Origin of the sequence: Pseudomonas laurylsulfativorans (genome assembly GCF_002906155.1) — a bacterium.
In the GTDB taxonomy this organism is placed as follows: Bacteria; Pseudomonadota; Gammaproteobacteria; order Pseudomonadales; family Pseudomonadaceae; genus Aquipseudomonas; species Aquipseudomonas laurylsulfativorans.
In genome coordinates this window covers 98,211-125,071 of record NZ_MUJK01000006.1, presented here as the reverse complement: position 1 = coordinate 125,071, position 26,861 = coordinate 98,211, and the positions used below count along the sequence as shown (strand labels likewise).

General features: G+C 58.3%; 25 protein-coding genes, 1 other RNA gene and 1 pseudogene. 10 read left to right on the top strand and 17 right to left on the bottom strand.

The genetic code is table 11. The annotated features are described in order from the left end of the window. Positions 1-3 precede the first annotated feature (3 nt). The 9 genes from mraY to rsmI form a co-directional block, all read right to left on the bottom strand. Complete coding sequence (gene mraY / locus B0D71_RS19715) at positions 4-1,086, bottom strand: phospho-N-acetylmuramoyl-pentapeptide-transferase (protein WP_103396247.1); 1,083 nt, start codon at positions 1,084-1,086, stop codon at positions 4-6. Then, positions 1,086-2,453, bottom strand: coding sequence for a UDP-N-acetylmuramoyl-tripeptide--D-alanyl-D-alanine ligase (locus B0D71_RS19710; protein WP_103396246.1), 1,368 nt, complete (start codon positions 2,451-2,453; stop codon positions 1,086-1,088). The genes mraY and B0D71_RS19710 overlap by 1 nt, the downstream gene beginning before the upstream one ends. Continuing rightward, on the bottom strand, positions 2,446-3,909 hold the full coding sequence (locus B0D71_RS19705; protein WP_103396245.1) for a UDP-N-acetylmuramoyl-L-alanyl-D-glutamate--2,6-diaminopimelate ligase: 1,464 nt from the start codon (positions 3,907-3,909) through the stop codon (positions 2,446-2,448). The genes B0D71_RS19710 and B0D71_RS19705 overlap by 8 nt, the downstream gene beginning before the upstream one ends. Then, positions 3,909-5,648, bottom strand: coding sequence for a peptidoglycan D,D-transpeptidase FtsI family protein (locus B0D71_RS19700; protein ID WP_205886012.1), 1,740 nt, complete (start codon positions 5,646-5,648; stop codon positions 3,909-3,911). Before B0D71_RS19700 ends, B0D71_RS19705 begins: the two co-directional genes overlap by 1 nt. Next, positions 5,648-5,941, bottom strand: coding sequence for a cell division protein FtsL (gene ftsL, locus B0D71_RS19695; RefSeq protein WP_085724063.1), 294 nt, complete (start codon positions 5,939-5,941; stop codon positions 5,648-5,650). Before ftsL ends, B0D71_RS19700 begins: the two co-directional genes overlap by 1 nt. After that, a complete protein-coding gene (gene rsmH / locus B0D71_RS19690) occupies positions 5,938-6,885 on the bottom strand; it encodes a 16S rRNA (cytosine(1402)-N(4))-methyltransferase RsmH (protein WP_103396243.1) in 948 nt (315 codons plus the stop codon). Before rsmH ends, ftsL begins: the two co-directional genes overlap by 4 nt. Then, complete coding sequence (gene mraZ / locus B0D71_RS19685) at positions 6,882-7,337, bottom strand: division/cell wall cluster transcriptional repressor MraZ (RefSeq protein ID WP_103396242.1); 456 nt, start codon at positions 7,335-7,337, stop codon at positions 6,882-6,884. The genes rsmH and mraZ overlap by 4 nt, the downstream gene beginning before the upstream one ends. Positions 7,338-7,783: 446 nt before the next feature. Further along, positions 7,784-8,137, bottom strand: an RNA gene (gene rnpB, locus B0D71_RS19680) — RNase P RNA component class A. 75 nt (positions 8,138-8,212) lie between these two features. Beyond that, positions 8,213-9,118 carry a 16S rRNA (cytidine(1402)-2'-O)-methyltransferase gene (gene rsmI / locus B0D71_RS19675; RefSeq protein ID WP_165798739.1) on the bottom strand — a complete coding sequence of 302 codons (906 nt, stop codon included), beginning with the start codon at positions 9,116-9,118 and terminating at the stop codon, positions 8,213-8,215. Positions 9,119-9,295: 177 nt separating this feature from the next. Between rsmI and B0D71_RS19670 the strand changes: the two genes are divergently transcribed. From B0D71_RS19670 to B0D71_RS19655, 4 genes are all read left to right on the top strand, one after another. Next, positions 9,296-11,107, top strand: coding sequence for a penicillin-binding protein activator (locus tag B0D71_RS19670; RefSeq protein WP_103396240.1), 1,812 nt, complete (start codon positions 9,296-9,298; stop codon positions 11,105-11,107). Beyond that, complete coding sequence (locus B0D71_RS19665) at positions 11,107-11,469, top strand: YraN family protein (RefSeq protein ID WP_103396239.1); 363 nt, start codon at positions 11,107-11,109, stop codon at positions 11,467-11,469. The genes B0D71_RS19670 and B0D71_RS19665 overlap by 1 nt, the downstream gene beginning before the upstream one ends. A gap of 104 nt (positions 11,470-11,573) precedes the next feature. Beyond that, positions 11,574-12,167, top strand: a complete 594-nt coding sequence (locus B0D71_RS19660; protein WP_007972584.1) for a phosphoheptose isomerase — start codon at positions 11,574-11,576, stop codon at positions 12,165-12,167. Next, positions 12,164-12,742, top strand: a complete 579-nt coding sequence (locus B0D71_RS19655) for a BON domain-containing protein (RefSeq protein ID WP_103396238.1) — start codon at positions 12,164-12,166, stop codon at positions 12,740-12,742. The genes B0D71_RS19660 and B0D71_RS19655 overlap by 4 nt, the downstream gene beginning before the upstream one ends. A 113-nt stretch (positions 12,743-12,855) precedes the next feature. Here the strand turns inward: B0D71_RS19655 and B0D71_RS19650 are convergent, their stop codons facing one another. The 7 genes from B0D71_RS19650 to rplM form a co-directional block, all read right to left on the bottom strand. After that, positions 12,856-13,269, bottom strand: coding sequence for a ClpXP protease specificity-enhancing factor (locus B0D71_RS19650; RefSeq protein ID WP_007972582.1), 414 nt, complete (start codon positions 13,267-13,269; stop codon positions 12,856-12,858). A 16-nt stretch (positions 13,270-13,285) separates the two neighbouring features. Beyond that, entirely contained in the window at positions 13,286-13,903 is a 618-nt protein-coding gene (locus B0D71_RS19645; protein WP_007989864.1) for a glutathione S-transferase N-terminal domain-containing protein, read from the bottom strand. A 150-nt stretch (positions 13,904-14,053) separates the two neighbouring features. Next, complete coding sequence (locus tag B0D71_RS19640) at positions 14,054-14,836, bottom strand: cytochrome c1 (protein WP_103396237.1); 783 nt, start codon at positions 14,834-14,836, stop codon at positions 14,054-14,056. Beyond that, entirely contained in the window at positions 14,836-16,047 is a 1,212-nt protein-coding gene (locus B0D71_RS19635; protein ID WP_103396236.1) for a cytochrome b, read from the bottom strand. Before B0D71_RS19635 ends, B0D71_RS19640 begins: the two co-directional genes overlap by 1 nt. Beyond that, entirely contained in the window at positions 16,047-16,640 is a 594-nt protein-coding gene (gene petA / locus B0D71_RS19630; protein WP_103396235.1) for a ubiquinol-cytochrome c reductase iron-sulfur subunit, read from the bottom strand. Before petA ends, B0D71_RS19635 begins: the two co-directional genes overlap by 1 nt. Positions 16,641-16,908: 268 nt before the next feature. Beyond that, the gene (gene rpsI, locus B0D71_RS19625; RefSeq protein ID WP_003228056.1) at positions 16,909-17,301 is read right to left on the bottom strand and encodes a 30S ribosomal protein S9; all 393 of its coding nucleotides are present in this window, start codon (positions 17,299-17,301) and stop codon (positions 16,909-16,911) included. Positions 17,302-17,315: 14 nt separating this feature from the next. After that, positions 17,316-17,744, bottom strand: coding sequence for a 50S ribosomal protein L13 (gene rplM / locus B0D71_RS19620; RefSeq protein ID WP_007917032.1), 429 nt, complete (start codon positions 17,742-17,744; stop codon positions 17,316-17,318). A 245-nt stretch (positions 17,745-17,989) separates the two neighbouring features. Between rplM and B0D71_RS19615 the strand changes: the two genes are divergently transcribed. After that, positions 17,990-19,030 carry an NADP(H)-dependent aldo-keto reductase gene (locus B0D71_RS19615; protein WP_103396234.1) on the top strand — a complete coding sequence of 347 codons (1,041 nt, stop codon included), beginning with the start codon at positions 17,990-17,992 and terminating at the stop codon, positions 19,028-19,030. A 103-nt stretch (positions 19,031-19,133) separates the two neighbouring features. Here B0D71_RS19615 and B0D71_RS19610 read toward each other — a convergent pair whose 3' ends face one another. After that, a complete protein-coding gene (locus tag B0D71_RS19610; protein ID WP_103396233.1) occupies positions 19,134-20,270 on the bottom strand; it encodes an acyl-CoA dehydrogenase family protein in 1,137 nt (378 codons plus the stop codon). 221 nt (positions 20,271-20,491) lie between these two features. On the opposite strand from B0D71_RS19610, the gene B0D71_RS19605 reads away from it, so the two are divergent. From B0D71_RS19605 to B0D71_RS19585, 5 genes and pseudogenes are all read left to right on the top strand, one after another. Continuing rightward, entirely contained in the window at positions 20,492-21,412 is a 921-nt protein-coding gene (locus tag B0D71_RS19605) for a GlxA family transcriptional regulator (RefSeq protein ID WP_181432017.1), read from the top strand. 200 nt (positions 21,413-21,612) lie between these two features. Beyond that, positions 21,613-23,428: pseudogene (locus B0D71_RS19600) on the top strand (FAD-dependent oxidoreductase). Between the two features lie 206 nt (positions 23,429-23,634). Next, the gene (locus tag B0D71_RS19595) at positions 23,635-24,522 is read left to right on the top strand and encodes a nitrilase family protein (protein WP_103396230.1); all 888 of its coding nucleotides are present in this window, start codon (positions 23,635-23,637) and stop codon (positions 24,520-24,522) included. Between the two features lie 16 nt (positions 24,523-24,538). Then, positions 24,539-25,732: a hypothetical protein gene (locus B0D71_RS19590; protein WP_103396229.1), complete on the top strand. Its 1,194-nt coding sequence runs from the start codon at positions 24,539-24,541 to the stop codon at positions 25,730-25,732. A 77-nt stretch (positions 25,733-25,809) separates the two neighbouring features. Beyond that, positions 25,810-26,793 (top strand): asparaginase, encoded by a 984-nt coding sequence (locus B0D71_RS19585; protein ID WP_103396228.1) that lies wholly within the window; start codon positions 25,810-25,812, stop codon positions 26,791-26,793. The last annotated feature ends 68 nt before the right edge of the window (positions 26,794-26,861 follow it).

Below are 26,861 nucleotides of genomic sequence, written 5' to 3'. Positions count from 1 at the left end.
TTTCTACCTCAGCTTCAGGGTGGCAAGGCCGACCAGCACGAGAATCACGGTGATGATCCAGAAACGGACGATCACGCGCGGCTCGGGCCAGCCCTTGAGTTCAAAGTGGTGGTGAATCGGTGCCATGCGGAACACGCGGCGACCGGTCAGCTTAAAGGAGGCAACCTGAATGACCACTGACAGGGTTTCCATCACGAACACGCCGCCCATGATGAACAGGACGATTTCCTGACGGACGATCACTGCGATAGTGCCCAGGGCCGCGCCCAGCGCCAGTGCACCGACGTCACCCATGAAGACTTGTGCCGGATAAGTGTTGAACCAGAGGAAGCCCAGGCCTGCGCCGATCAACGCGCCACAGAACACGATCAACTCGCCCGCGCCCGGTACATAAGGAATCAGCAGGTATTCGGCGAATTTCACGTTACCCGACAGGTAGCAGAAAATGCCCAGGCCGCCGCCCACCATCACCGTCGGCATGATCGCCAGGCCGTCGAGGCCGTCGGTCAGGTTGACCGCGTTGCTCGAACCGACAATCACGAAATAGGTCAGGACAATGAAGCCGGCACCCAATGGAATACTGTAGTCCTTGAGCATCGGCAGGATCAGCGTGGTTTCCACCGGAGTGGTGGCAGTCATGTACAGGAAGATCGCCGCGCCCAGGCCGAATACCGACTGCCAGAAATATTTCCAGCGGCTTGGCAGGCCGCGGGAGTTCTTCTCGATGACCTTGCGGTAGTCGTCGACCCAGCCGATAGCGCCGAACAACAGGGTCACCAGCAGGACGACCCAGACGTAACGGTTGGTCAGGTCAGCCCAAAGCAGGGTGCTGACACCGATGGACGACAGGATCAGCGCGCCGCCCATGGTCGGTGTGCCCGACTTGGACAGGTGCGACTGCGGACCGTCGTTTCGAACGGATTGACCGATCTGACGCTTCTGCAAAGTGCGGATCATCCAGGGGCCATAGCACAGCGACAGGACCAGCGCGGTCAGTACACCGAGAATCCCGCGCAGGGTCAGGTACTGGAAGACCGCGAAGCCTTTGTAGAACTGTTGCAGATACTCCGCTAGCAGCAGCAGCATTAATGTTTCTCCAGACTGGACCCGCACAAAGCGGCGACGACGTTTTCCATCGCAGCGCTGCGCGACCCTTTGATCAAAATGGTGGTGTTTGTGTCTTGCTCAGCGCCCAGGGCCTTGATCAGTTCAGCCTGCGTGCTGAAGTGAAAAGCCTGTGGACCGAATGCATTCACGGCGTGAGCCATCATTGGCCCCACGGCGTACAGCGCAGAAACCTTGCCACGGGCGTACTCGCCCACGTCGCGGTGCCCCTGCTCCGCCCATTCGCCCAACTCGCCGATATCCCCGAGCACCAGGACGGTGCGACCGGAAAAGCCGGCCAGTATATCAACGGCAGCGCACATGGAGGTGGGGTTGGCGTTGTAAGTGTCATCGATCACGCGCATGCCGTTGCTGGCCAGTTGCGCGACAGTGCGACCCTTGACCGGTTGCACCGCGCCAAGGCCGGTAGCGATACCGAACAGCGACACACCCAGGGCATGGGCGGCAGCGGCAGCGGCCATGGCATTGGCGACGTTGTGGGTACCGAGCAAATTCAGTTGAACGCGCTCCGCACCTTCAGGGCTGTGCAGGTTGAACGCCGGGCAGCCGCGGGCATCGGTGGCCAGGTCATTGGCATAGAAATCAGCGCTGGTGTTGCTCAACGCAAACGTCAGCACTTTGCGATCACCGGCGCGCGCTTTCCAGATAGCGAACGCCTTGTCGTCGAGATTGAGAACGGCGACGCCATCGGCATCCAGCCCTTCAATGATCTCGCCTTTGGCTTCGACGATTTTTTCCGGCCCACCGAACTCGCCGACGTGGGCGGTCCCGGCATTGTTGAGAATGGCCACGTGCGGCTTGGTCATGCCAACGGTGTAGGCAATTTCACCCAGGCGCGAGGCACCCAGTTCAATCACTGCCGCGGTGTGTTCCGGCGCCAGTTCGAGCAAGGTCAGCGGTACGCCGAGGTCATTGTTCAGATTGCCACGGGTCGCCAACACCGTACCGCGCGTGCGCAGGATGCTCGCAAGCATTTCCTTGACTGTGGTTTTGCCGCTCGAACCGGTCACGGCAGCAACGGGCTGGGTAAACGCGGCACGGTTCAGCGCGCCCAACTGCCCTAATGCCTGGCGGGCGTCCTTGACCAGCAGCTGCGGCAGCGTGCTGTCGGCGACTTCACGCTCGACCAGCGCCGCGACGGCGCCTTTGGCGGCCACGTCATTCAGATAGTCATGACCATCGAAGCGCGGCCCGGTCAGAGCAATAAACAACTGCCCTGGCTTGATCGCACGACTGTCGATGCTGACGCCGTCGAAACTGGCATCGACGGACACCAGGCGAGCATTCAACGCGCCGGTCAATTCGCTCAGTTTCAAGGCTTTAAGCATGAGCCACCTCCCACGCGGTCAAGGCATGATCGGCCTCGACCAGATCGGAAAAGGCATGACGTTCGCCGTTGATTTCCTGATAGTCCTCGTGACCTTTACCGGCCAGGACAATAACGTCATCCACCGAGGCACTGGCGATCAACCGGGCAATCGCCTGACCACGACCGGCAACGAACTCCACTTTATCCACAGCCGTAAAACCGGCGCGGATGTCATCGAAAATCACCGATGGATCTTCCGTGCGCGGGTTGTCATCGGTCACCAGCACTCCATCGGCCAGGCGCTCGACCACTTCGGCCATCAACGGACGCTTGCCGCGATCGCGGTCACCGCCACAGCCAAACAGGCACAGCAACCGACCCTTGGCGTGTGGACGCAGGGCCTGCAGTACTTTTTCCAGGGCATCCGGGGTGTGGGCGTAATCGACCACCACCAGCGGCTGCGAGCCACCGCCCAGACGCTGCATGCGTCCGGCCGGGCCTTCGAGCTTCGGCAGCACCTTGAGGATTTCGTCCAGCGCATAATCCAGACCGAGCAATGCGCCGATCGCCGCCAGGACATTGCTCAGGTTGAAGCGACCGAGCAAGGTGCTGCGCAAGTGGTGCTCGCCCTGTGGCGTGACCAGCGTGGCGCGCACGCCTTCGTCGTCGAATTGCGCCTGGCGGCAATACAGGTAGGCGCCCGAGTCTTCCAGGCTATAGGTAATCAGCCGCGACTCGCGCTTGTCGGCGGCCAGTTGCCGACCAAACTCGTCGTCGAGGTTGACCACGCGGCATTTCAGATCATTCCAGGCGAACAGTCTGGCCTTGGCTTCGCCGTAAGCCTGCATGGTGCCGTGGTAATCCAGGTGATCGCGGGACAGGTTGGTCATCACCGCCACATCGAAGGCCAACGCCGTCACACGGCCCTGGTCCAGACCATGGGAAGACACTTCCATCGCCACGGCTTTGGCCCCGGCCTTTTTCAGGTCTGCCAGGGTCGCTTGCACGGCAATCGGGTTCGGCGTGGTGTGCAGGCCGCTTTCCAGCGCGCCGTAGAAACCGGAACCGAGCGTACCGACCAGGCCGCAGTGCTGGCCGAGCAGGTCCAGTGCCTGGGCGACCAATTGGGTCACGCTGGTCTTGCCGTTGGTGCCGGTCACGCCCACCAGGTTCAGGTGATGGCTCGGCTCGCCATAAAAACGCCCGGCGATGTCCGACAATTGGGCTGCCAGCCCCTTGACCGGAATCAGCGGCACTTCAGTAATCGGCAGGACCGTAGCGCCTTCGACTTCATAGGCCACCGCAGCAGCACCGCGCTGCAAGGCGTCGGCAATGTGCGCACGGCCATCGAACTTCCCGCCCGGCACGGCGAGGAACAGATCACCCGCGCGTACATTGCGGCTGTCCAGGGCGAGCTCGCGAATCAGCAGATCGTGGCCGGCGTGAGGGAAAATCTTGTTCAGGCTCAGAGACATCAGCCGCGCCCTCCATTGGCTTTCAGCGGAACGACCGGTGTTGCGTTCGCTTGTTGAGTAGGTGGCAGGTTGTCCGGCGTAATGTTCATCAGGCGCAGGGTGCCCGACATCACGCGGCTGAACACCGGCGCGGAAACCAGGCCACCGAAGTAACCGGCCTTGGTCGGCTCGTCGATTACCACCACGATGGCGTAACGCGGATCGCTCATCGGGCCGAAGCCGGCGAACAGCGAACGGTAGGAGTTCTCGGCATAACCCTTGGTGCCAACCGAGGTTTTACGCGCAGTACCCGACTTGCCGCCCACGTGATACGCCGGCACCTGCGCACGGAATACACCGCGCGGGGCCTCGATCACTTGTTGCAGCATGCCTTGCATGGTTTTTGCGACCGTCTCCGGCAACACCTGGGTGGTTTGCGGTGGCTTATCGGTCTTGATCAGGGTCAGCGGCGCGAGGCGACCGTTGTTGGCCAGGGCCGAGAAGGCGTGGACCAACTGGATCGCAGTCACGGAGATACCGTAGCCGTAGGACAGCGTGGCGGTTTCCGCCTTGCGCCATTCGCGGTAGTTCGGCAGGTTGCCGACGCGCTCGCCCGGGAAGCCCAGGCCGGTGTCCTGGCCGAGGCCGACCTTCTGCGCCAGACGGAAAATGGTTTCGCCGCCGATATCGAACGCGACCTTGCTCATGCCGACGTTACTGGAGTTGATCAGGATGCCGGTCAGGTCGAGCACCGGGCCTTCGGTCTTCGATACGTCCTTGATGGTGTATTTGCCAATCTGCAAGGAGCCCGGGTACACCTCGACGGTGTCGCTCGGCTTCCAGCGGCCGGTTTCAATGGCGGCGCTCATCGAGATCGCTTTCATGGTCGAACCCGGTTCGAACACGTCGATCATCGCGCGGTTACGCATCATCGCCGGTTGCAAGTTGCGACGGTTGTTCGGGTTGTAGGTCGGCTGGTTGACCATCGCGAGAATCTCGCCGGTCTTCACGTCCATGATCACCAGGCTGCCGGCCTTGGCGCCGTTCTCGATGATCGCGTTGCGCAACTCGCGGTTGGCCAGGTATTGCAGGCGCAGGTCAATGGACAACGCCAAGGGCTTGCCGGCCTTGGCGTTTTTGGTGACCTGGACATCCTTGATCAGCCGGCCGCGCCGGTCCTTGATCACCTGACGCTTGCCAGGGACCCCGGCCAGCCATTCGTCGTAAGCCAGTTCGACGCCTTCACGACCGTGATCGTCGATGTCGGTAAATCCGACCATATGGGCGGTGACTTCACCGGCAGGATAAAAGCGCCGGAACTCTTCAATGCCGTAGACCCCCGGGACCTTCAGGTCGAGCACCGCTTGCCCCTGCTCAGGCGTCAGCCCGCGCACCAGGTAAATGAACTCTTTGTTGGCCTGTGCTTCAAGACGCTCGGTCAGGGCTTTTGGGTCTTGCCCCAAGGCGGCGGCCAGTGCCGGCCACTTGTCTTTTTCCAGCTGCATTTCCTTGGCGTTGGCCCACAGCGTGGTCACCGGGGTACTGACGGCCAAAGGCTCGCCGTTACGGTCGGTGATCAGACCACGGTGCGCCGGAATCGGAATATGTCGAACGCTGCGCGCATCGCCCTGACCTTTCAGGAAGTCACGGTCGACCACTTGCAGGTCGATGATGCGCCAGCAGATCGCGGCCACCATGACGCCAAGCAAACCCAGCACCACGCGGAACCGCCAAGGGAAGAGTGCGCCTTCGAGTTTCATCATGGCGCCACCATCTTCACGTCAGCGGCACCAGGGATGTGCATTTTCAGCTGTTCGGTGGCCAGCACTTCGATACGGCTGTGGGCGGTCCAGGTGCTTTGCTCCAGAATCAACCGGCCCCACTCCGCTTGCGCCTTGTCGCGCACGCTCAATTCGTTGTACAGCGTGTTCAGCAACTGGCGATTCCAGTGGGCGCTATAAGACACGCCAATGGCCGACACGAGCACGCCAACAAAGAGCAGCAGCATGAAGAAGCTTCCGCCGGGCAATGGCTTGGCGAAAAGCCTGCTCACCGCAGCTTCTCCGCCACACGCATGACAGCACTACGGGAACGTGGGTTGGCTTTGAGTTCGGCGTCGGAGGCCGTCTGCGCTTTGCCATGGACTTTGATTTTCGGTTCGAAGGCGACGTGCCGAACCGGCAGGTTGCGCGGCAGGTTGTCGGCTTCGCCTTTCACCAGCTTGCGCATGAACAGCTTGACGATGCGATCTTCCAGCGAATGGAAGCTGATCACCACCAGGCGACCGCCCACTTCCAGGCAATCCAGCGCGGCTTCGAGGCCGGTTTCCAGATCACCCAGTTCGTTGTTGACGTGAATACGCAAGCCCTGGAATGCACGGGTTGCCGGGTTCTTGCCCTTTTCCCACGCTGGGTTGGCGACTTTCAGGACTTCCGCCAGGTCACCGGTGCGCTCGAATGGCTTGACGTCGCGACGCTCGACCACGGCGCGAGCCATGCGACCGGAGAAACGCTCTTCGCCGTATTCCTTGAACACTCGGGCGATTTCTTCCACAGGCGCGGTGTTGACGAACTCAGCAGCGCTGATGCCACGGGACGGATCCATGCGCATGTCCAGCGGACCGTCGTTGAGGAAACTGAAACCGCGCTCAGGGTCGTCGAGCTGCGGCGAAGACACGCCCAGGTCGAGCAACACACCGCTGACCTTGCCGTTCATGCCGCGCTCGGCCACTTCGGCACCGAGCTCGGCAAAGCTGCGCTGCACAACGACAAAGCGGCCGTCTTCGGCCGCTAGCGTCTGCCCGGTGGCAATCGCTTGTGGATCCTTGTCGAATCCGAGCAACCGACCATCGGGGCCGAGCTGGCTGAGGATCAACCGGCTGTGTCCACCGCGCCCGAACGTGCCGTCCAGATAACAGCCATCAGGACGTACGGCGAGAGCCTCGACGGCTTCGTCAAGCAGTACGGTGATGTGGTTAAAGCCGCTATCAATAGTCACAGGATCAAATCACGCAGTTCTTCAGGCATCGCGCCCGGTTGTTGAATAGCAGCCAGGTCAGCGGCAGAAACCGCGTTCCAGGCATCCTCGTCCCACAATTGGAACTTGTTCAGTTGGCCTACCAACATCGCGCGCTTATCCAACTTGGCATATTCGCGAAGACGCGGCGGAACCAGAAAACGACCACTGCCATCGAGCTCGAGGTCGACGGCATTACCAATCAGTAAACGTTGCAGGCGGCGGTTCTCTTCGCGAAGCGAAGGCAGTGCGCGCAGTTTGGTTTCAATAATTTCCCACTCATCGAGGGGGTACACACACAAACAAGGATCAACGGCATCAATTGTCACGATCAATTGACCGGAACTGCGCGAATCGAGCTCGTCACGGTACCGGCTCGGCATGGCGAGACGGCCCTTTGCATCGAGACTGATAGCGTTGGCTCCGCGAAACACGTCAGCGTTTCTCCAAATTCTAGCGTTTTGAGTTCAAAAAACCCACTTCATGCCACTTTCCGCCACTTGCGCACACTATAGGAATGCGCCCACCACACCGTCAAGGCGCGCATTAAAGGAAAACCCTTACAGAACTGAGATTTAGGAGCATTAACGGAGGGGTAACGAGAATCCGGCAGATGAAACTGCCCCATAACTTGAATCAGCACAGGAGGCTGCGTTCGGAAGTTAAAGTAATTTATTAAGAGTAAGATTTTTTTGGTATTACAAAAGTGGTTCTGCGGACGATTGTGCAAGGAGGGAAATTGCTACTGCGTGGAGTTGCTGCAACCGCCCCAAGTACAGGCCAATTGATATCACAAAACTGCTTCTCCTGACGAGTGAGCAAGGAGGGAAACAGCTATCTACAACACCCTGCTCAATAATTTAAGCAGAGAAGAAAAAAGGTGGAGAGTCGATCTGTAAGCCGGGTTCTGTCTTGAACAGTCATTCGTCTACGATGGCCATCACTGGACATCTTTAGCAACCTACCCGGTCCCAGCGCGGGCCACGCCTTGGAACCCTATTTGGTCTTGCTCCAAGTGGGGTTTACCTAGCCACGAACTGTTGCCAGACGTGCGGTGCGCTCTTACCGCACCTTTTCACCCTTACCGGCGCCGAAGCGCTTAGGCGGTTATTTTCTGTGGCACTTTCCGTAGGCTCACGCCTCCCAGGCATTACCTGGCACTTCGCCCTATGGAGCCCGGACTTTCCTCCCCCCCCTAATTTTCATAGAGGGCAGCGACTGTCCGATCGACTCTCCGCCGCGAAGGTTACCGGCAGAGCGCCCGAAGAACAAGCGCTAAGCGCCTTTGAGCACGCCTGCGCGTCGGGTTTTACTCACTCTTCTGTTTATCCAGCGCGATCTGGTACAGCACATTCTTTCGTTCGCCGGTAATTTGCGCCGCCAAAGCCGCCGCACGTTTGAGCGGCATTTCTTCGAGCAGCAGGTTGAGGATGCGCATCGCCTCGCTGCTGACGGCGCCCTCCTCCTCGGGGGCAGACCAGCCTGCCACCAGCACCACACACTCGCCGCGTTGCTGATTGCTGTCCGACTCGACAAACTCGCGAAGCTCTGCCAGCGGCAATCCCTTGAGGGTTTCAAACGTTTTGGTCAGCTCACGGGCAAGCAGCGCCGGGCGCTCGGGGCCGAACACCAGCTCCATGTCCTGCAGGCACTCAAGGATGCGATGCGGAGCCTCATAGAAGATCAATGTACGAGACTCTTCCTTTACCTGCTCGAGACGCGCTCGCCGCCCCACAGCCTTGGCCGGCAGAAAGCCTTCGAAAATGAAACGATCAGAAGGCAGCCCCGCCGCCGACAAAGCCGCAATCAATGCGCAGGCACCCGGAACCGGCACCACGTTGATGCCCGCCGCCCGAGCCTGGCGCACCAGGTGATAACCCGGATCGGAAATCAGCGGCGTCCCGGCATCGGAGATCAACGCCACGTTGTCACCGGCAAGCAGACGCGTGATAAAGCGACTACCTTCATCCCGCTCGTTGTGCTCATGACAGGCCGCCAATGGCGTCGAAATGCCGAAGTGCTGCATCAAGCGCTGGGAATGGCGGGTGTCCTCCGCGGCGATCAAGGCCACTTCACGCAGAATCTTCAGCGCCCGTGCACTGATGTCATCCAGGTTGCCGATGGGCGTCGCCACCACATAAAGCGAGCCAGCAGCGGAATTCAAAGCACCTGGAGCAGTCAAAGCGCACACCTCATGATCGATAAAAGTCGCCATTGTAACGCGTAGCGAGGCTCACGATACGCGCAAGCAAACCTGTCATCGGCGAGCGTTTGTGCGCTGGCGCAATATTTACACCAGCTAAATTGATCGATTCACGCCACTAACATCGCGCCCCGGCCAGTGCTTGGGTACAATTCCACGCTAATTTGATCGAGTATCAGGAACGCTTACATGATCGCTTGCCTGCGGCTGTTATCTGCCCTCTGCCTCGCTGCCTTGCTGGCGGCTTGCGCCAGCTCGCCCTCCTCCAGCCTTGGCGAACTTCCACGGACACCGGACGCCAGTATCGAGCAATTGCTTGAGAAGGCTGCCCAAAGCAAATCACCGGAAGATGCCGCGCTGCTGCGCTTGAGCGCTGCCGACCTGGCCTATCACCAGGGCAATGCCGGTCAGTCCGCGCAAATCCTGCAACAGGTGCCTGTCGAACAGCTCAAGCCGGGCCAACAGGTTTTCGCCAACACGCTGGCGGCTGAACTGGCCATGACCCGCAACCAGCCCAAGGCTGCGCTGACCGCTTTGAGCCATCCGAGCATGCAACGCTTGAGCGAGCTGCCCGTCGAACAACAGGTTCGTACCGGCACTGTTCACGCCCGTGCCCTTGAAGCCGATGGCCAGACCCTGGCCGCCGCTCGCGAGCGCATTTTCATCGCCCCGATGCTCAAAGGTGAAGCCGCGAGCAAAAACCACGAAGCCATCTGGGCCCTGATCGCTTCGCTGCCGACCGAGCAGTTGCAGCCGAACAGCACCGACGATCTCGGTGGCTGGATGGCCCTGGCACTGGCGGTGAAATCCGCCGGCACCCTGGAGCAGCAACAGGCCGCCATCGACAACTGGCGCGCGCAGAATCCGAAACATCCAGCAGCCATTCAGTTGCCGCAATCGCTGACCCAACTCAAGGAGCTGGCCAGCCAACCCCTGAGCAAAATCGCCCTGCTGCTACCTCAGGACGGCCAACTGGCCTCGGTCGGCAAAGCGCTGCGCGACGGTTTCATGGCCGCCCACTACCAGGCACAACAGGCCGGGCAGAAACCACCCGCCATCGAGTTCTATGACAGCTCGCGCCTGACCTCCATGGACGAGTTCTACCGCAAGGCCCAGGCCGATGGCGTGCAACTGGTCGTCGGCCCTCTGGAGAAGCCGTTGGTCAAACAGCTGAGCACTCGCCCGCAATTGCCAATCACCACCTTGGCACTGAATTACAGCGAGGGCGATCAAGGCCCTGCGCAGCTGTTCCAGTTCGGTTTGGCCGCTGAAGACGAAGCCCGCGAAGTGTCGCGCCGCGCTCGCGCCGACGGCCTGCATCGCGCTGCCATCATGGTGCCGAAAGGCGAATGGGGCGACCGCGTGCTCAGGGCATTCAGCCAGGACTGGCAAGCCAATGGCGGCACTATCGTTGCCACCGAGCGCGTTGATCAACCGGTCCAGTTGGCCCAGCAGATTGCCGACATGTTCCAGCTGCGTCAGAGCGAAGGTCGCGCCAAGAGCCTGCAAAGCACTGTTGGCTCACAAGTAGCCGCCCAGCCGTCGCGCCGCCAGGACATCGAATTCATCTTCCTTGCCGCAACGCCGCAACAGGCCCAACAGATCAAACCAACCCTGAACTTCCAGTACGCGGGCGATGTGCCGGTCTACGCCACCTCCCACGTGTTCAGCGCCAGCGGTGACGTCAACCAATACAACGACATGAACGGCATTCGCTTCTGCGAAACGCCATGGTTGCTGGACACCAACGACCCTCTGCGCCGCCAGGTCACCGCCCAGTGGCCACAAGCCGCCGGCAGCCTGGGGCGCCTGTATGCCATGGGCGTGGATGCCTATCGTCTGGCGCCACGCCTGGGTCAACTCAAGTCCCTGCCGGACAGCCGCATCGACGGTGAATCGGGCAGCCTTGGCATGACTCAAAGCCAGCGGGTCGTGCGTCAGTTGCCATGGGCCCAGTTCATCAATGGCCAGGTTCAACGCCTGCCGGACACCGCTCGCTGATGCCTGACAGGTCACGCCAGCAAAGCGGCAAGGATGCCGAGCGCCATGCGCTCGAGCATCTTCAACAACAGGGTCTGCGCCTGCTGGCGCAGAACTGGTTGTGTAAACGCGGTGAGCTTGATCTGGTCATGCTAGATGGCGATACAGTAGTATTCGTTGAAGTCCGCTACAGAAAAAACACTCAATGGGGTGGCGCGCTCGATAGCATCGATGAGCGCAAACGGCAAAAACTGATTTTCGCCGCGCAATATTTTCTTCAGTGCGAGTCGCACTGGGCCAATTCCCCTTGCCGCTTCGACGTGATTGCCATCGACAGCAATCTCGATCAGTTGAACTGGCTACAGAATGCCTTCGACGGCTGATCGCCGGCATTGCGAACCGGACACTATCACCCAACACTTTTGCTCTTTGCTTTGCGGGCTGCACATTCACGTGCCGAACAGCCGCGCTACTTAAGGTCACACAGATGGACATGCAATCGCGAATTCGCCAGCTTTTTCAGGCCAGTATCGACACCAAGCAACAGGCGATGGAAGTACTTGCACCGCACATCGAGCAAGCCAGCCAGGTCATGGTCAACGCCCTGCTCAACGAAGGCAAAATGCTTTCCTGTGGCAACGGCGGCTCTGCCGGCGACGCCCAGCACTTCTCGTCCGAACTGCTCAACCGCTTTGAGCGCGAGCGCCCGAGCCTGCCGGCCATCGCGCTGACGACCGACAGTTCGACGATCACCTCGATCGCCAACGACTACAGCTACAACGAAATCTTCTCCAAACAGATCCGTGCACTCGGCCAACCGGGCGACGTGTTGCTGGCTATCTCCACTAGCGGCAACTCGGCCAACATAATTCAAGCGATCCAGGCCGCACATGATCGCGAAATGATTGTCGTAGCATTGACGGGACGTGACGGTGGCGGCATGGCGTCGCTGCTTTTGCCCGAGGACGTTGAGATTCGCGTACCGGCCAACGTCACCGCTCGTATTCAAGAAGTCCACCTGCTGGCGATCCATTGCCTTTGCGACTTGATCGACAGCCAATTGTTCGGGAGTGAAGAATGACCCCTAATCGCCTTGGCCTACTGGCCTTGACCCTGTGCCTCGGCATCAGCGGCTGCACCTCGGTGGTAACTGCCAGCCGCGAGGCACCGATTGAAGATGACCGCGGTACTCGCACACTGGGCAGCAAGATCGACGACTCTCTAATCGATACCAAGGTTGGCGTGAACGTGGCCAAGGCCGACCCGGCCCTGGACAAGGACTCGCACATCGTCGTCACCAGCTTCAACGGTGTCGTGCTGCTCGCCGGGCAAACGCCACGCGCAGACCTCAAGGCCAAGGCCGAACAGGCCGCCGCCGCTGTCCAGCGCGTGAAGCAGGTGCACAACGAACTGCAAATCCTGCCACCCTCCTCGCTGCTGGCACGCCAGAACGACACCTGGCTGACCACCAAGATCAAGACCCAGATGCTCGCTGACGCAAACATCCCTGGTTCACGCATCAAGATCGTCACTGAAAACGGCATTGTCTACATGCTGGGCCTGCTGACCAAACAGGAAGCTGCGCAGGCGACCAACCTGGTGCAAGGCGTTTCCGGCGTACAGAAGATTGTGAAACTGTTCGAGTACATCGACTGACGCTCTTCCGTGCGCTGATGGCGATGGTACCTCTGGGACCACCCCGCCCCGTAGGAGCCGGCTTGCCGGCTCCTACAGTAATAAAAAAGGCGATCCTTACGGATCGCCTTTTTTTATTTCACCACTTTCAAACTCGGCCGACCGCTAGGACGCGGCGGCTCGCTGTCCGGTGGCGGGAGATCGTCATCCGGTTCGATATCATCGTCCTCGCCCATTGGCGATTCCAGATCGAACACCATGCCCTGGCCATTCTCCCGGGCGTAGATACCCAGGATCGATGCGATAGGCACATACAAGGTGTGCGGTACGCCACCAAAACGCCCTTCGAAACTGACCGCCTCGTTATCCATGTGCAAGTGACGCACGGCTTGTGGCGATACGTTCAGGACGATCTGTCCGTCACTGGCAAACCCCTGAGGCACCTGCACCGACGGATACTCGGAATTGACCAGCATGTGAGGGGTGCAATCGTTGTCCACAATCCACTCATAGAGCGCGCGGACCAGATAAGGTCGACTGGAGTTCATAGCGGCTCCTTAAGCCTTAGCGCATGTCGCGTTCGACACCAGACAGACTCGCCTGGAAAGCCTCACGCGCAAACTGGCGCTCCATATAATCAAGCAGCGGCTTGGCCGGCCGCGGCAGTTCTATACCCAGAATCGGCAATCGCCACAGTATTGGCAATAGGCAGCAGTCCACCAGACTTTGTTCCTCACTGAGGAAAAACGGCTTGTCGGCAAACAGCGGCGACACACCCGTCAAGCTTTCGCGCAACTCTTTGCGAGCCACGGCACGGGCCGCCTCCTTGGTCCGAGAATCCAGAATCAGATCCACCAGACCACACCAGTCTCGCTGAATGCGGTGCATCAGCAGGCGACTGTTGGCACGCGCCACGGGATAAACCGGCAGTAGCGGCGGGTGCGGGTAACGCTCATCCAGATATTCCATCACCACAGTCGACTCCCACAACGCCAGGTCGCGATCGACCAGGGTGGGCAAGCTGCCGTAAGGGTTCACCTCAATCAGTTTAGGTGGCTGGCGTCCAGCTTCCACGTAAATGATCTCGGCGCTGACACCCTTCTCTGCCAGTACGATGCGCACTCGGTGGGAATAGTGGTCGGCGGGGTCGGAGTAACAGGCCAACCGATTGGTCACGCCCATGGCGATCCTCCTCGCTTGTAGAAATTATCGAAAGCTCAAAAACGAGCGCGCCCAGAGGGCGCCTCCCGCAGCGACTGGATAACCAGTTTCGCTACATCTTCAGAGGCGCCCTTGGGCGCGCGCGATTAACAGCAATAGCTTGAAGCTTTATCAGTGCACGTCTTTCCAGTATTCGCGCTTAAGCAGGTAAGCAAATACGAAGAAGAACGCCAGGTACAACAATACGTACGTACCGATGCGCTGATGTTGCAGCTTAACCGGGTTAGCCGAGTAAGCCAGGAAGGTTACCAGATTCTTGACCTTCTCATCGAACTGCTCTTCGGTCAGTGCACCGCTTTTCGGGACAATGGTCAGCTGATCGCACGCTTCATGAGTCAAAGGCGTACCGGTCAACGGATCAAATTGCTTCTTGCCGTCTTCGACGATCTGTACCTGCTTGCAACCCACCACCTGACGACCTTGCAGGCCAGCCAGGACGTTAGGCATACCCACGTTCGGGAAGACCTTGTTGTTCACACCCCATGGGCGCGAAGGATCTTCGTAGAACGACTTCAGGTAACCGTAGAGCCAGTCAGTACCGCGAACACGGGCAACCAGGGTCAGGTCAGGCGGCGCCGCACCAAACCAGGCCTTGGCGTCCGCCGGCTGCATGCCGATGCTCATGTGGTCGCCGATCTTGGCGCCGGTGAACATCAGTTTCTCCAGCATCAACTCATGGGGAATACCCAGGTCGTCGGCAACACGCTCATAACGTTGGAACTTGGCACTATGGCAACCCATGCAGTAGTTGGCGAACGTACGCGCGCCATCCTGCATCGCTGCTTTATCGGAAACATCGATATCGACTTTTTCCAGCTCGGGGCCACCGTGTTCAGCTGCGAAAGCGAACACTGGCAGCGCAGCAAGCATCAATACAGCAAATAGTTTTTTCATCAGCCAGTCACCCTTTCCGGAACCGGTTTGGTCTTCTCGAGCCTGGTGTAGAACGGCATCAAAATGAAGTAGGCGAAGTACAGGAAGGTACATACCTGCGACAGCAACGTACGCTCAGGGGTTGGGGCCAATACGCCCAACACACCCAGGATCACGAACGAGATGCAGAACACCCAGAGCCAGATCTTGCTCAGCCAGCCCTTGTAGCGCATCGACTTGACCGGACTACGATCGAGCCATGGCAGGACGAACAGAACAGCAATGGCCGCGCCCATGGCGATTACACCAAGGAGCTTGTCCGGAACCGCGCGCAAGATGGCGTAGAACGGGGTGAAGTACCAGACCGGAGCGATGTGCTCAGGGGTCTTGAAGGCGTTCGCCACTTCAAAGTTCGGCTTCTCGAGGAAGTAACCACCCATTTCCGGGAAGAAGAACACGATCGAGCAGAAGATGAACAGGAACACCACCACGCCGACGATATCTTTCACGGTGTAGTACGGGTGGAAAGCAATGCCGTCCAGCGGTATGCCGTTTTCGTCCTTGTGCTTCTTGATGTCCACGCCGTCCGGGTTGTTCGAACCGACTTCGTGCAACGCCAGGATGTGCAGCACCACCAGACCAAGGATAACGATCGGCAGGGCAACCACGTGCAAGGCGAAGAAGCGGTTCAGGGTAATACCGGAAATCAGGTAGTCACCACGAATCCATTGGGTCAGATCGTTGCCGATGACCGGGATCGCACCGAACAGCGAGATGATTACCTGGGCACCCCAGTAGGACATCTGACCCCACGGCAGCAGGTAACCCATGAAGGCTTCGGCCATCAGCGCCAGGTAGATCAGCATGCCGAAGACCCACACCAGTTCACGCGGCTTCTGGTACGAACCGTAGAGCAGGCCACGGAACATGTGCAGATAGACCACGATGAAGAACGCCGAGGCGCCGGTGGAGTGCAGCAGACGCAGGATCGAGCCGTACTCGACGTCGCGCATGATGTATTCGACGGAGGCAAACGCCTCTTCCGCCGACGGGGTGTAGCTCATGGTCAGCCAGACACCGGTAACGATCTGGTTGACCAGAACGAGCAATGCCAGGGAGCCAAAGAAGTAGAAGAAGTTGAAGTTTTTCGGAGCGTAATACTTGCTGAGATGGTCTTCCCACATCTTGGTCGCGGGAAAGCGCGCATCAACCCAATCCATGAATTTGCTCATCACGCTTTCTCCGTATCGACGCCAATGATAATGATCTCATCGGTCTCATAGGAATGCGGGGGAACTGGCAGGTTCAAAGGCGCAGGTTGCGACTTGTAGACGCGGCCAGCCAGATCGTAGTGGGAACCGTGGCAAGGGCAGAAATAACCGCCTACCCAGTCTTTACCCAGATCCGCAGGCGCCACTTCAGGACGGAAGGTCGGCGAACAACCCAGGTGCGTGCAGATACCAATCAGCAGCAGGACCTCAGGCTTGATCGAACGGGTTTCCGGGTCAACGTAAGTCGGTTGTGTCGAACTCTTGGAGGTCGGGTCAGCGAGCTGGCCCTCGATCTTCTTCAGGTTCCCCAGGATTTCCGGTGTACGGCGGACGATGAACACCGGCTGGCCCCGCCACTCAGCAATCATCTGCTGACCTGGCTCGACTTTGCTGACATTCACTTTCACCGGTGCACCTGCGGCTTTCGCCTTGGCACTGGGAAACCATGACCCCACGAACGGGACCGCAGCCCCCACCGCTCCTGCAGCACCCACCACGGATGTGGCTGCTACCAAGAAGCGACGCCGGCCTGTATTCACGCCGTCATTGCTCATTCAGTCCTCTCCCATCAGCTTTGTGGCCTGTTAAATCAGGCATCTACTAAGTAAATCTATGTACTTATAAAAATTTTGCCGAATGGTAATGAAAAGCCCCAATTCTGACAAGGTAATTACCGGAGCCCATCACCCCCAAGCCTTGTAGTATAGGGCGTCTACGGATGTGGCAAGTTGTCACAGCGCAATTCTTTGATAAATCGCAGACATAAAAAAACGCCCAGCTCCGCGAGGAAACTGGGCGTTCTTTTTTGAACGTGAAAGCGAATTAACGCTTCGAGTACTGCGGACGCTTACGCGCTTTACGCAGACCGACTTTCTTACGTTCAACTTCACGAGCATCGCGGGTTACGAAGCCGGCTTTACGCAGGGCGCTGCGCAGAGTCTCGTCGTAGTCCATCAGAGCGCGGGTGATACCGTGGCGGATTGCGCCAGCTTGACCACTTACACCACCGCCGATCACGGTGACGTAGATGTCGAACTTCTCGACAGTCTCAGTCAATTCCAGCGGCTGACGAACTACCATGCGGGCAGTTTCGCGGCCGAAGAAATTATCCAGCGAACGGTTGTTGATGGAGATGTTACCAGTACCCGGACGCAGGAAAACGCGTGCGGTTGCGGTCTTGCGACGGCCAGTGCCGTAATTTTGAGTCGCCGACATAATGTACTATTCCGTTAAAACTTCAGTTCTTGGGGCTGCTGAGCAGTATGTGGGTGTGCAGCGCCCGCATAGACTTTCAGCTTACGGTACATGTCGCGACCCAGCGGGTTCTTAGGCAGCATGCCTTTGACCGCGGTCTCGATCACGCGCTCAGGGGCCTTGGCGATCAGCTTTTCAAAGTTGATCGACTTGATGCCGCCCGGGAAACCGGAGTGGGAGTAGTACATTTTGTCAGTGGTTTTAGCACCGGTAACACGGATCTGCTCAGCGTTGATTACGACGATGTAGTCGCCGGTGTCAACGTGAGGAGTGTACTCAGGCTTGTGCTTGCCACGCAGACGGCTCGCGATTTCGGTGGCCAGACGACCCAGGGTCTGACCAGCAGCGTCGACGACAAACCAGTCGCGCTTTACTGTTTCCGGTTTAGCAGTAAAAGTCTTCATTCTTTATAGCCTCAGGGGCCGCCCTGTAAATTAGACGGCGGATCTTACTGAATAGTGCGTACTTTGACAAGTCAAAGGCAGCCGGATACAGACGCTTTCGGGGGCTCGGGTCGGCGCGTCCGTTCAACGGCAAGATTCTTCGGCGGCGGCGCATCACTTCCACTGCAGAAAGAGGTGCGCAATTATGCAGATTGCGAAAAATAATTCAACCTGCTTTTATGATTGTTTTGCCCAAGGAGCACCCGATGGACTATCGCCAGCTAGGCCGAACGAATCTGAACGTGAGCGCCATCTGCCTCGGAACCATGACCTGGGGTGAGCAAAACAGCGAGGCAGACGCCTTCGCCCAGATTGAGCGGGCCAAGAGTGCCGGGATCAACTTTATCGACACCGCCGAGATGTACCCGGTGCCGCCCAAGGCCGAAACCTACGCCACCACCGAGCGCTACATCGGCAACTACTTCAAGAGCCGCGGCGACCGCGCCGACTGGATCCTGGCCAGCAAGATCGCCGGTCCCGGCAACACCATCGACTACATCCGCGACAAGAACCTTCGGCACAACCGACAGCACATCACCGAAGCCGTGGATGCCAGCCTCAAGCGTCTGCAGACCGATTACATCGACCTGTACCAGCTGCATTGGCCGGAACGCAGCACCAACTTCTTCGGACAACTGGGCTACAAGCACAAGATCGAGGCCAACCTGACCCCGCTGGAGGACACCCTCGAAGCACTGGACGAACAGGTCAAGGCCGGCAAGATCCGCCACATTGGCCTGTCCAACGAGACGCCGTGGGGCACCATGCGTTTCCTGGCCCTGGCCGAAGCCCGAGGCTGGCCGCGCGCCGTATCGATACAGAACCCGTACAACCTGCTCAACCGCAGCTTCGAAGTCGGCCTGGCGGAAATCGCCATCCGCGAACAATGCGGCCTGCTCGCCTATTCGCCGCTGGCGTTCGGCTTCCTGTCTGGCAAGTACGAAGGTGGCGCCCGCCCGCCAAAAGGCCGCCTGAGCCTCTACAGCCGCTTCAGCCGCTATTTCAACCCACAGTCGGAAGCTGCCTGCAGCCGGTACGTGGCCTTGGCTCGCGAGCACGGTCTGGACCCGGCACAAATGGCCCTGGCGTTCGTGACGCAGCAGCCGTTTGTGACCAGCAACATCATTGGCGCGACCACGGTGGAGCAACTGGAGAGCAACATCGCCAGTTTCGACTTGAAGCTGTCGGAGGAAGTACTGGAAGGGATTGAGGCGATTCACAAGGATCACCCGAACCCGGCGCCGTAACCCCCACTTTTAGGAGCGAGCTTGCTCGCGAAAAACCTGAGCACACCGCTGGGTGTCAGGTTTTCAACGTTATCGTTGACGACCATCGCGAGCGAGCTCGCTCCTACAATGATCTGGCAATGATTTCCTTCATGATCTCGTTGGTCCCGGCATAAATCCGCTGCACTCGCGCATCCGCCCATGCCCGGGCAATCGGGTACTCCCACATGAACCCGTAACCACCATGCAACTGCACACACTCGTCAAGCACCTTGCATTGCAGGTCGGTGCCCCAGTACTTGGCCATCGCCGCCGTCGGCACGTCGAGCTTGCCTTGCAGGTGCAGTTCCAGGCAGCGGTCAACGAACACGCGGCCGATCTGGATTTCTGTGGCCATCTCCGCCAATTTGAACCGGGTATTCTGGAAGTCCGCGATCGACTTGCCGAACGCCTTGCGCTCGCGGGTGTAGTCCAGCGTCCATTGCAACGCCGCTTCGGCTGACGCCAGCCCACCAATGGCCACAGTGAGGCGCTCCTGGGGCAACTCCTGCATCAGGTAGGCAAACCCCATCCCGGCCTGGCCCAGCAGGTTTTCCTTGGGCACCCGCACATCCTGGAAGAACAGCTCCGAAGTGTCCTGGGCTTTCATCCCGACCTTCTCCAGGCGCCTGCCCTTGTCGAAGCCTGGCGTATTGGCCTCTACGAGAAACAAACTGGTGCCCTTCGCGCCGGCCTTTGGATCGGTCTTGGCGACGACGATCACCAGATCGGCCAGGTAACCGTTGGTGATAAAGGTCTTGGAGCCGTTGATCACGTACTCATCGCCATCGAGCATCGCCGTGGTTTTCACCCCCTGCAGATCGGAACCGGCACCCGGCTCGGTCATGGCGATCGCAGTAACCATCTCGCCGGACACCAGTTTCGGCAGGTACTTGTGCTTCAGCGCCTCACTGCCGTAATGCAGGATGTACGGCGCCACGATGTCCGAATGCAGGGAAAAACCGATGCCGGTCAGGCCCAGGCGCCCCACTTCTTCGATCACCACCGCGCTGTAGAGAAAGTCCGCCCCCAGGCCACCGTACTCTTCCGGCAAGTGCGAGCAAAGCATCCCCGCCTCCCCTGCCTTGTTCCACAGTTTGCGGTCTATATAGCCTTGTTTTTCCCATTGCCCATGGAACGGCACCGCCTCTTTTTCCAGGAACGTTCGCACGCTGTCACGGAAGAGCTCGTGCTCGGAACTGAACAGGGTTCTGGGGATCATGCGGCACCTTTTCTTTGTTTTTAGAAGGAGTTGACCTTCAGAGACTATGCCTCGCTTCCGATACAGGACACTGGACACATCCGACAAAAAATAAGACGATCCAGCCGTCTGGTGACCACTTCCCCCTATAAAAATAAAGTTGAATTATGTCTAACCAAGCCTCCACGCCATTGCGGCGCGTCAGCATCCTGGCCATCGACCGGGTTTTCGCTTCCACCCTCATGCAAGCCAAGGATTTCTTCCACCTCGCTAGCCTGCGCTACGGCAAACAGCTGGGCCAGGGCCTGACACCGGCGTTCGAAACCCGCCTAGTCAGCCCCGATGGCAAACCGGTCAACACCTTCAGCGACGTGTTGATTCCGGTGGATGGCGGACTGGAAAACGCCGACATCATCGTTCTTCCCGCGTTCTGGGACGATTTCGACAGCCTCTGCAAACGTTACCCGCAAGTCCTCCCGTGGTTGCGCCAGCAACATGCGCGCGGCGCCGTACTGTGCGGCGAGGCCACCGGTGTTTTCTGGCTGGCCGAAGCCGGGCTGCTCAATGGCAAGGAAGCGACCACCTATTGGCGCTTCTTCAACGCCTTCGCCGAACGCTTCCCCCAGGTGCAACTCAATCAGGACAAGCACCTGACCGACGCCGACAACCTGTACTGTGCCGGCGGCACCACCTCGGCGTGCGATCTATACATCTACCTGATCGAGCGTTTCTGCGGCGCCAATGTGTCCCAGGCCGTAGCACGGGACATTCTGTACGAGGTACAGCGCAGCTACTCGCCGGGGCGCATCGGTTTCGGCGGACAGAAGCTGCACCAGGACGTGATCATCCTGCAGATCCAGCACTGGCTCGAAGAACACTTCGCCGACAAGTTCCGCTTCGAAGACGTCGCCCGCGAACACGGCATGAGCATCCGTAACTTCATGCGCCGCTTCCAGACCGCCACCGGTGACAAGCCACTGCATTACCTGCAGCGCCTGCGCATCGAAACCGCCAAGGGCTTGCTGTCCGGCAGCCGCAAGAGCATCAAGACCATCAGCTATGAGGTTGGTTATGACGATGCGAGCTTCTTTGCGCGGCTGTTCCGCCAGCACACAGAATTGTCGCCGAACCAGTATCGGCAACAGTTTCAGCAGGCTGCGTAGCCGAACACCAACCGAATTTGGGAGCGAGCCTGCTCGCTTCCATATTGAATCTTGCGCCGGCCACGCAGTTCTTTCGCTGTGCATTTTTCCTACGCAAAAAACAGAATACAGAGCGCCGGAGAACCCGACCCTGCCCACAGACGCAGCCCCTTAAACAATTTCAACATCCTCCCTGCAAACACCATCAGGGAAGATCAACCATGACTATCGGATCAAGCTACAACTACCCTTCACACATCGCCAAGGAGGCCACCCGAACAAAGCGGTCGGCTAAAAACAAATGGGCGGCCCGCTTTCCCAATCCGCCGGATTTGTGCTTTGACTATCGTGCACTGGTAGAACAGGAAAACGGCATCGCCAGGGCAACTGACCGTTCCCGGTAGCCGAAACTCGGCAGCAAGCCATACACCATTTGAAATGGGCGCCATGCGCATGCCCTTCTTCAACCGGGTCGATGAGCCACCGACGGAAGGTCGGTCGCTGATGGCTTACTACGCCAATCAATTTGAATTGGCGTTTTCAGACTTCGCCAACCCCGGTAGCCAATGGGTTAACTCGACAGGTATCTATCTCCGGGAGGGCAGCATGGGCGGCGGATCGGCGCCGCAAATGTTGATATGGAAAAACGAAGACGGCGTCACACCACCTCCCGGCGATGAATTGCAAAAGGTTTATTCCAAGTGGAAAGCCTTTGCCGATCGTATGACCCGCCACGTTGCCGAGTTCTATGGGAGCCAGGAATGGGAAACCATATGGGCTTCTATCGTTGAAAAATACGAGAGTGTCTCGTTCCGAGATCTGGTCAAAATGCCAGCACTGGAAGCTTGGGATGGCCGCTCACCCGGGGATTTCGGCGGAATGGGAATGTCTGCGCAAGAGTCCGCAATTTTTTATGCGATAGGTATAGGTGACGGTAGCTGGGGAGCTTTTTACGACGTCTGCTGCCTCTACCCCCTGCGTACCGCGATTTTCGGTTTCAGCAGCCAATTGCAACTGATACATGGTCGAGTGGACTCCAACGGCGATCCACTGGATTCGCCCTACCTTAATAGCGAAGCCGTTTTTGACTCAATGGGGCTGAGTTTCGACGGGCCCCGCTACATCGGTCTCGCCGCTTTGGACGAATGCCTGCTGTTTGTGAAAACCGACGAAACCGGAAAGTCCGTCTACGAACATTGCCTCGAAAGAAGCAATGGACTTCTCACCGACTCTTCCGTCACAAAACTGGAAAAGCTGACCAATCAAAAAATACGCGTCTATTACAACTGGAAACACAGTCAACCCGAGCAAATCCAGGAGCAATTTGATGACTTTGACTCGGTCATCATGACACTACCCTCCTGGCTGATTGAAACTCGAATCAAGCTCGAAAATTTCACTCGGGAGATGCTTCCATTCGAGACGATTAACGCCTACAAAACCGCACACTGGGAAACTAGCTGCAAAGTGTTTGCACCACTGAAAAAATCATTTCTCTCGAAAAACAAAAACATCCCGCAAGCCATCGTAACCGACAGTTTTATCCACGATGTCTATACCTACCGCTACAACGACAACTACAGCTATGACTGCATCCTGCTGAGTTATACCTGGGAAGATGACGCCACCAAGCTCGCCGCATTCAGCGATACGGAGTTGGTATCAAAATGCGCCGAAGAGCTGGATCGCATACTCATGAACTCTGCCAACATCCACGAAAAAATCTCTCCCTACATTGGCATTGATCAAGCGGTGGTTCAGCGTTGGATCACTGATGAAAATGCACTGGGCTGTGCCAAGCTTTACCGACCGGGCACCTACTACGATGCTGTCAGCCTGATGAAGTACAACCGGGACCATGCTCATGTATCAGGCCTGTATTTATCCGGCGAGTCATTTTCCGTCGATGCCGGCTGGACGGAGCCATGTTTTCGCGGTGCTGTCGATGCAGTGATTCATATTTGCAATAAAACCGCCGCGACCTTCCATGGCGGATTTTCCTTGAGCGACTACCCGCACTACCAACTCAAAATCTGACCAAATCACTGTTCCAGAGCCATGCACGCAATACATGGCTCTACCTCTCGCACCGGTTAACACTGCCATCAAACATCACTCTGATCCATTTTAGGATAAGGACTACGACCTAAACGGAAATAGCTGACTTACACCCCATTACTGACTCCCCTCTTATACACACGCTAATTAACAGCTTGAAAAACAATAAAAAGAGGAACGACGGAATGAGTGAGCCAACAAGCCCTGTTCGTGTAGCAGTCGTGCAATTCGATCCACAAGTCGGCATCGAGAAATGTGTAGGTAATCTGCGTCGCAGCCTGGAATTGGCGCTTGAAGCAGTAAAAGGCGGTGCGAATCTCATCGTTCTGCCCGAGCTTTCCAATACAGGCTACTTCTTCAGCAATCGGCAGGATGCCTTCGCCCATGCCGAAGCAGTTCCCGACGGGCCAAGCGTGCAGCGCTGGATCGACTTCGCCCGAGAACACAACGTTTACCTCGTGGCCGGCCTGGCCGAACGCGACGGCATGCGACTCTTCAACACAGGCGTTCTGGTGGGACCAGACGGTTTTATCGGAAAGTACCGCAAAGCCCATTTGTGGAATCTAGAGAAGCTCTGGTTCACCCCCGGCGACCTGGGCTTCCCGGTTTTCGACACACCGATCGGCCGAATCGGGTTGTTGATCTGCTGGGACATCTGGTTCCCGGAGGTGCCACGGATCCTCGCCCAGCAAGGCGCAGACATCATTTGCAGCCTGAACAACTGGGTCTGGACACCGCCGCCGCTGTTCGACGATGCCGGTAAGTGCATGGCGTCATATCTGACGATGACCGCCGCTCACGTCAACAACGTGTTTATCGCTGCCGCCAGCCGGATCGGCGAGGAGCGCGGCGCGCGTTACCTGGGTTGCTCGTTGATTGCCGGAACCAACGGCTGGCCGATTGGCGCCGTGGCTTCGGCAGACAGGCAGGAAATCCTGTTTGCCGATGTTGACCTGACCAGCTCCCGCAGTGCGCCCATCTGGAACAACCTGAACGATCTGCATCGCGATCGCCGAGCCGATCTCTACGATCAGATGCTCGGCTACACCCAACACCCTTGCCTCCCACGCTGATCAGGAGGCCTATCGTATGGAAGTTACAACTGACAAAAACCACCCATCGCGCAAATCACCGATTGATACAGCCGTCGCCTTGCTAATGATTGGCGCAACACTGCTGATCGTCTGGCTCTCTTTCAGCAACCGAACTTTCTGGGGAGCGCATTGGCCCGGGTACGGCGACATGGTATCGCTGCTACCCGAACCGATTGCCTGGTTGCGTTGGGTGTTAGGTGACATCAGCGAGGTGGCTTTCTACAAGCACGAGTTCGCCTCGATCGGCCTGCTAGCGGGCGCTTATCTGGCTTACTGGGCGAATCGAACGGGGAAATCCTGGCAAGGGTTTGCCATCTCCTATGGAACCGGACTTTGGCCCTGGCTGGTCACCAGCTCGTTGCTCGGGTTGCTACTGAGCAATCTGCTGTGGGGCTGGACGGTGACAGCCACAACCTGGCAACCCACATTCGTAGCATTCGTCTCGCTGCCAGCGGCGATGGTGCTGATGTTTGGCGGAGGCTGGAGGGTCACGATCAACGGCGCACTCATGGGTGCCGTACTCGTCACACCGATGTGCCTGCTGATCGTCAACTACGTGTGCGAACCGCTGGCCTTACCTGCAGTGATTGGCAATGTGCTGGGCATGGCGGTTGCCAGCGTCCTGGCGTTTCTGTTCTGCCGCTATTGGCCGAACCTGGTGAAATCCAGGTCATCGGAAACATCCCCCGCCTCGATCGACCCCGCCAAGGCGCCCAACTATGGCGTCATCTGGAGCCTGCGCCGGATTCTGGCGGACTTTTCCGAAGCACCGTTCTTCGGCAATGAGCTGGCCAGCCTAGGCCTGATACTGGGTGCATTGCTGGCGTACAGCTTGAACCCTTCAAGCCCCGCGTACGGATCGGGTCTGTTGCTGCACATCATCGGCGGGCAGGCATTGGCCTCGGCCATCGGCGTGCTGATCTGGCGCCAACAATGGATTTTGCGCGGCTGGTATCCCACTTACATTCCGCTGGTTTCAGTGGTGCCCGCTGCGATCCTGGCCTATGGCGGCAGCTGGCAGATTATCGTCTCAAGTGCACTGCTGGGGGCATTGCTCGCACCACCGCTGGCCTGTGTGATTGCCAGGAAATTACCGTCCGACATGCACGCTTACATCGCCAATGTACTGTCGATGGCCATCAGCACACTGCTGATCGTGCCGCTGATCGGTTTTCTGATCGCTGATTAATACCCAAGCCATTCGGCTGTATCGCGGCCTCAAAAGCGGATACAGCCACTTTTCATTACAAACAAGCGAGGTATCCCATGGACCTGCCCAAACTGTCCATCGCGGCACTTGGCGGCACGGTAAGCATGCAAGCGAGCAATGCCGGTGAAGGCGTCATCCCGAGCGTCAGCGGCGAAGCCCTGCTGAGTTCCATACCGGAACTGACGACATTGGCCGGAGTCACCGTCGAGACCCTCGGCCTGCTGCCGAGTGCGTCCCTGGATTTCGAGTTTTTGCTGAACGTATTGTCCTGGGCTGAGTTTCAGGTCAAACAGGGCGCCGTTGGGGTCGTTATTACCCAGGGCACCGACACCCTCGAAGAAGCCGCGGTGTTTTTGGATTACCTGTGGCCCTACGACACCCCCTTGGTGCTGACCGGTGCCATGCGTTCCGCAGCGCAGCCAGGCGCCGATGGACCGGCCAATCTGCTGGATGCATGTCGCGTTGCCTTAGCGCACAACAGCCAGCAGCGCGGTGTCCAGGTCGTAATGAACGGACAGATTCATCAAGCGGGCAGCGTACGCAAAACCGATTCGCTGGCATTGCAGGCGTTTTCCTCTCCGGTCGTGGGGCCCGCAGGTCTACTGTTGGAAGATCGTGTTCGCTACCTGCGCCCGCCGGGGCAGCGCACGGTGTTACCGTTGCCGCAACAGACCACACAGAAGGTTGCGCTGCTTGAGGCCTCACTTTCGGCCGATACCCTGCTACTGGAAAACATTCTCGCACTCGATTACGACGGGCTGGTAATCGGAGGTTTCGGCGCCGGCCACATCTCGCAGCGCTGGGCGACAACGATTGAGCATATTGCCAAACGAATCCCCGTGATCATTGCAACCCGAACCGGCTCCGGCTCCACCGCTCGTGCCTCTTACGGTTTTGGTGGTGGTGAAATGGATTTGATCCGCAAGGGAGCATCGATGGCGGGCTTTCTATGTCCGCGAAAGGCCAGAATTCTGCTTTGGCTGCTGCTTGGTTGCCAACGGCAGCACGCGCTTGCGCAGTATCTCAACGAAGACATTTGACTTCAAAACAATGTACAAACCTGTGGGCGGAGGATTTGCGCTGACAAAAAAGGCCTGCTTTTGCAGGC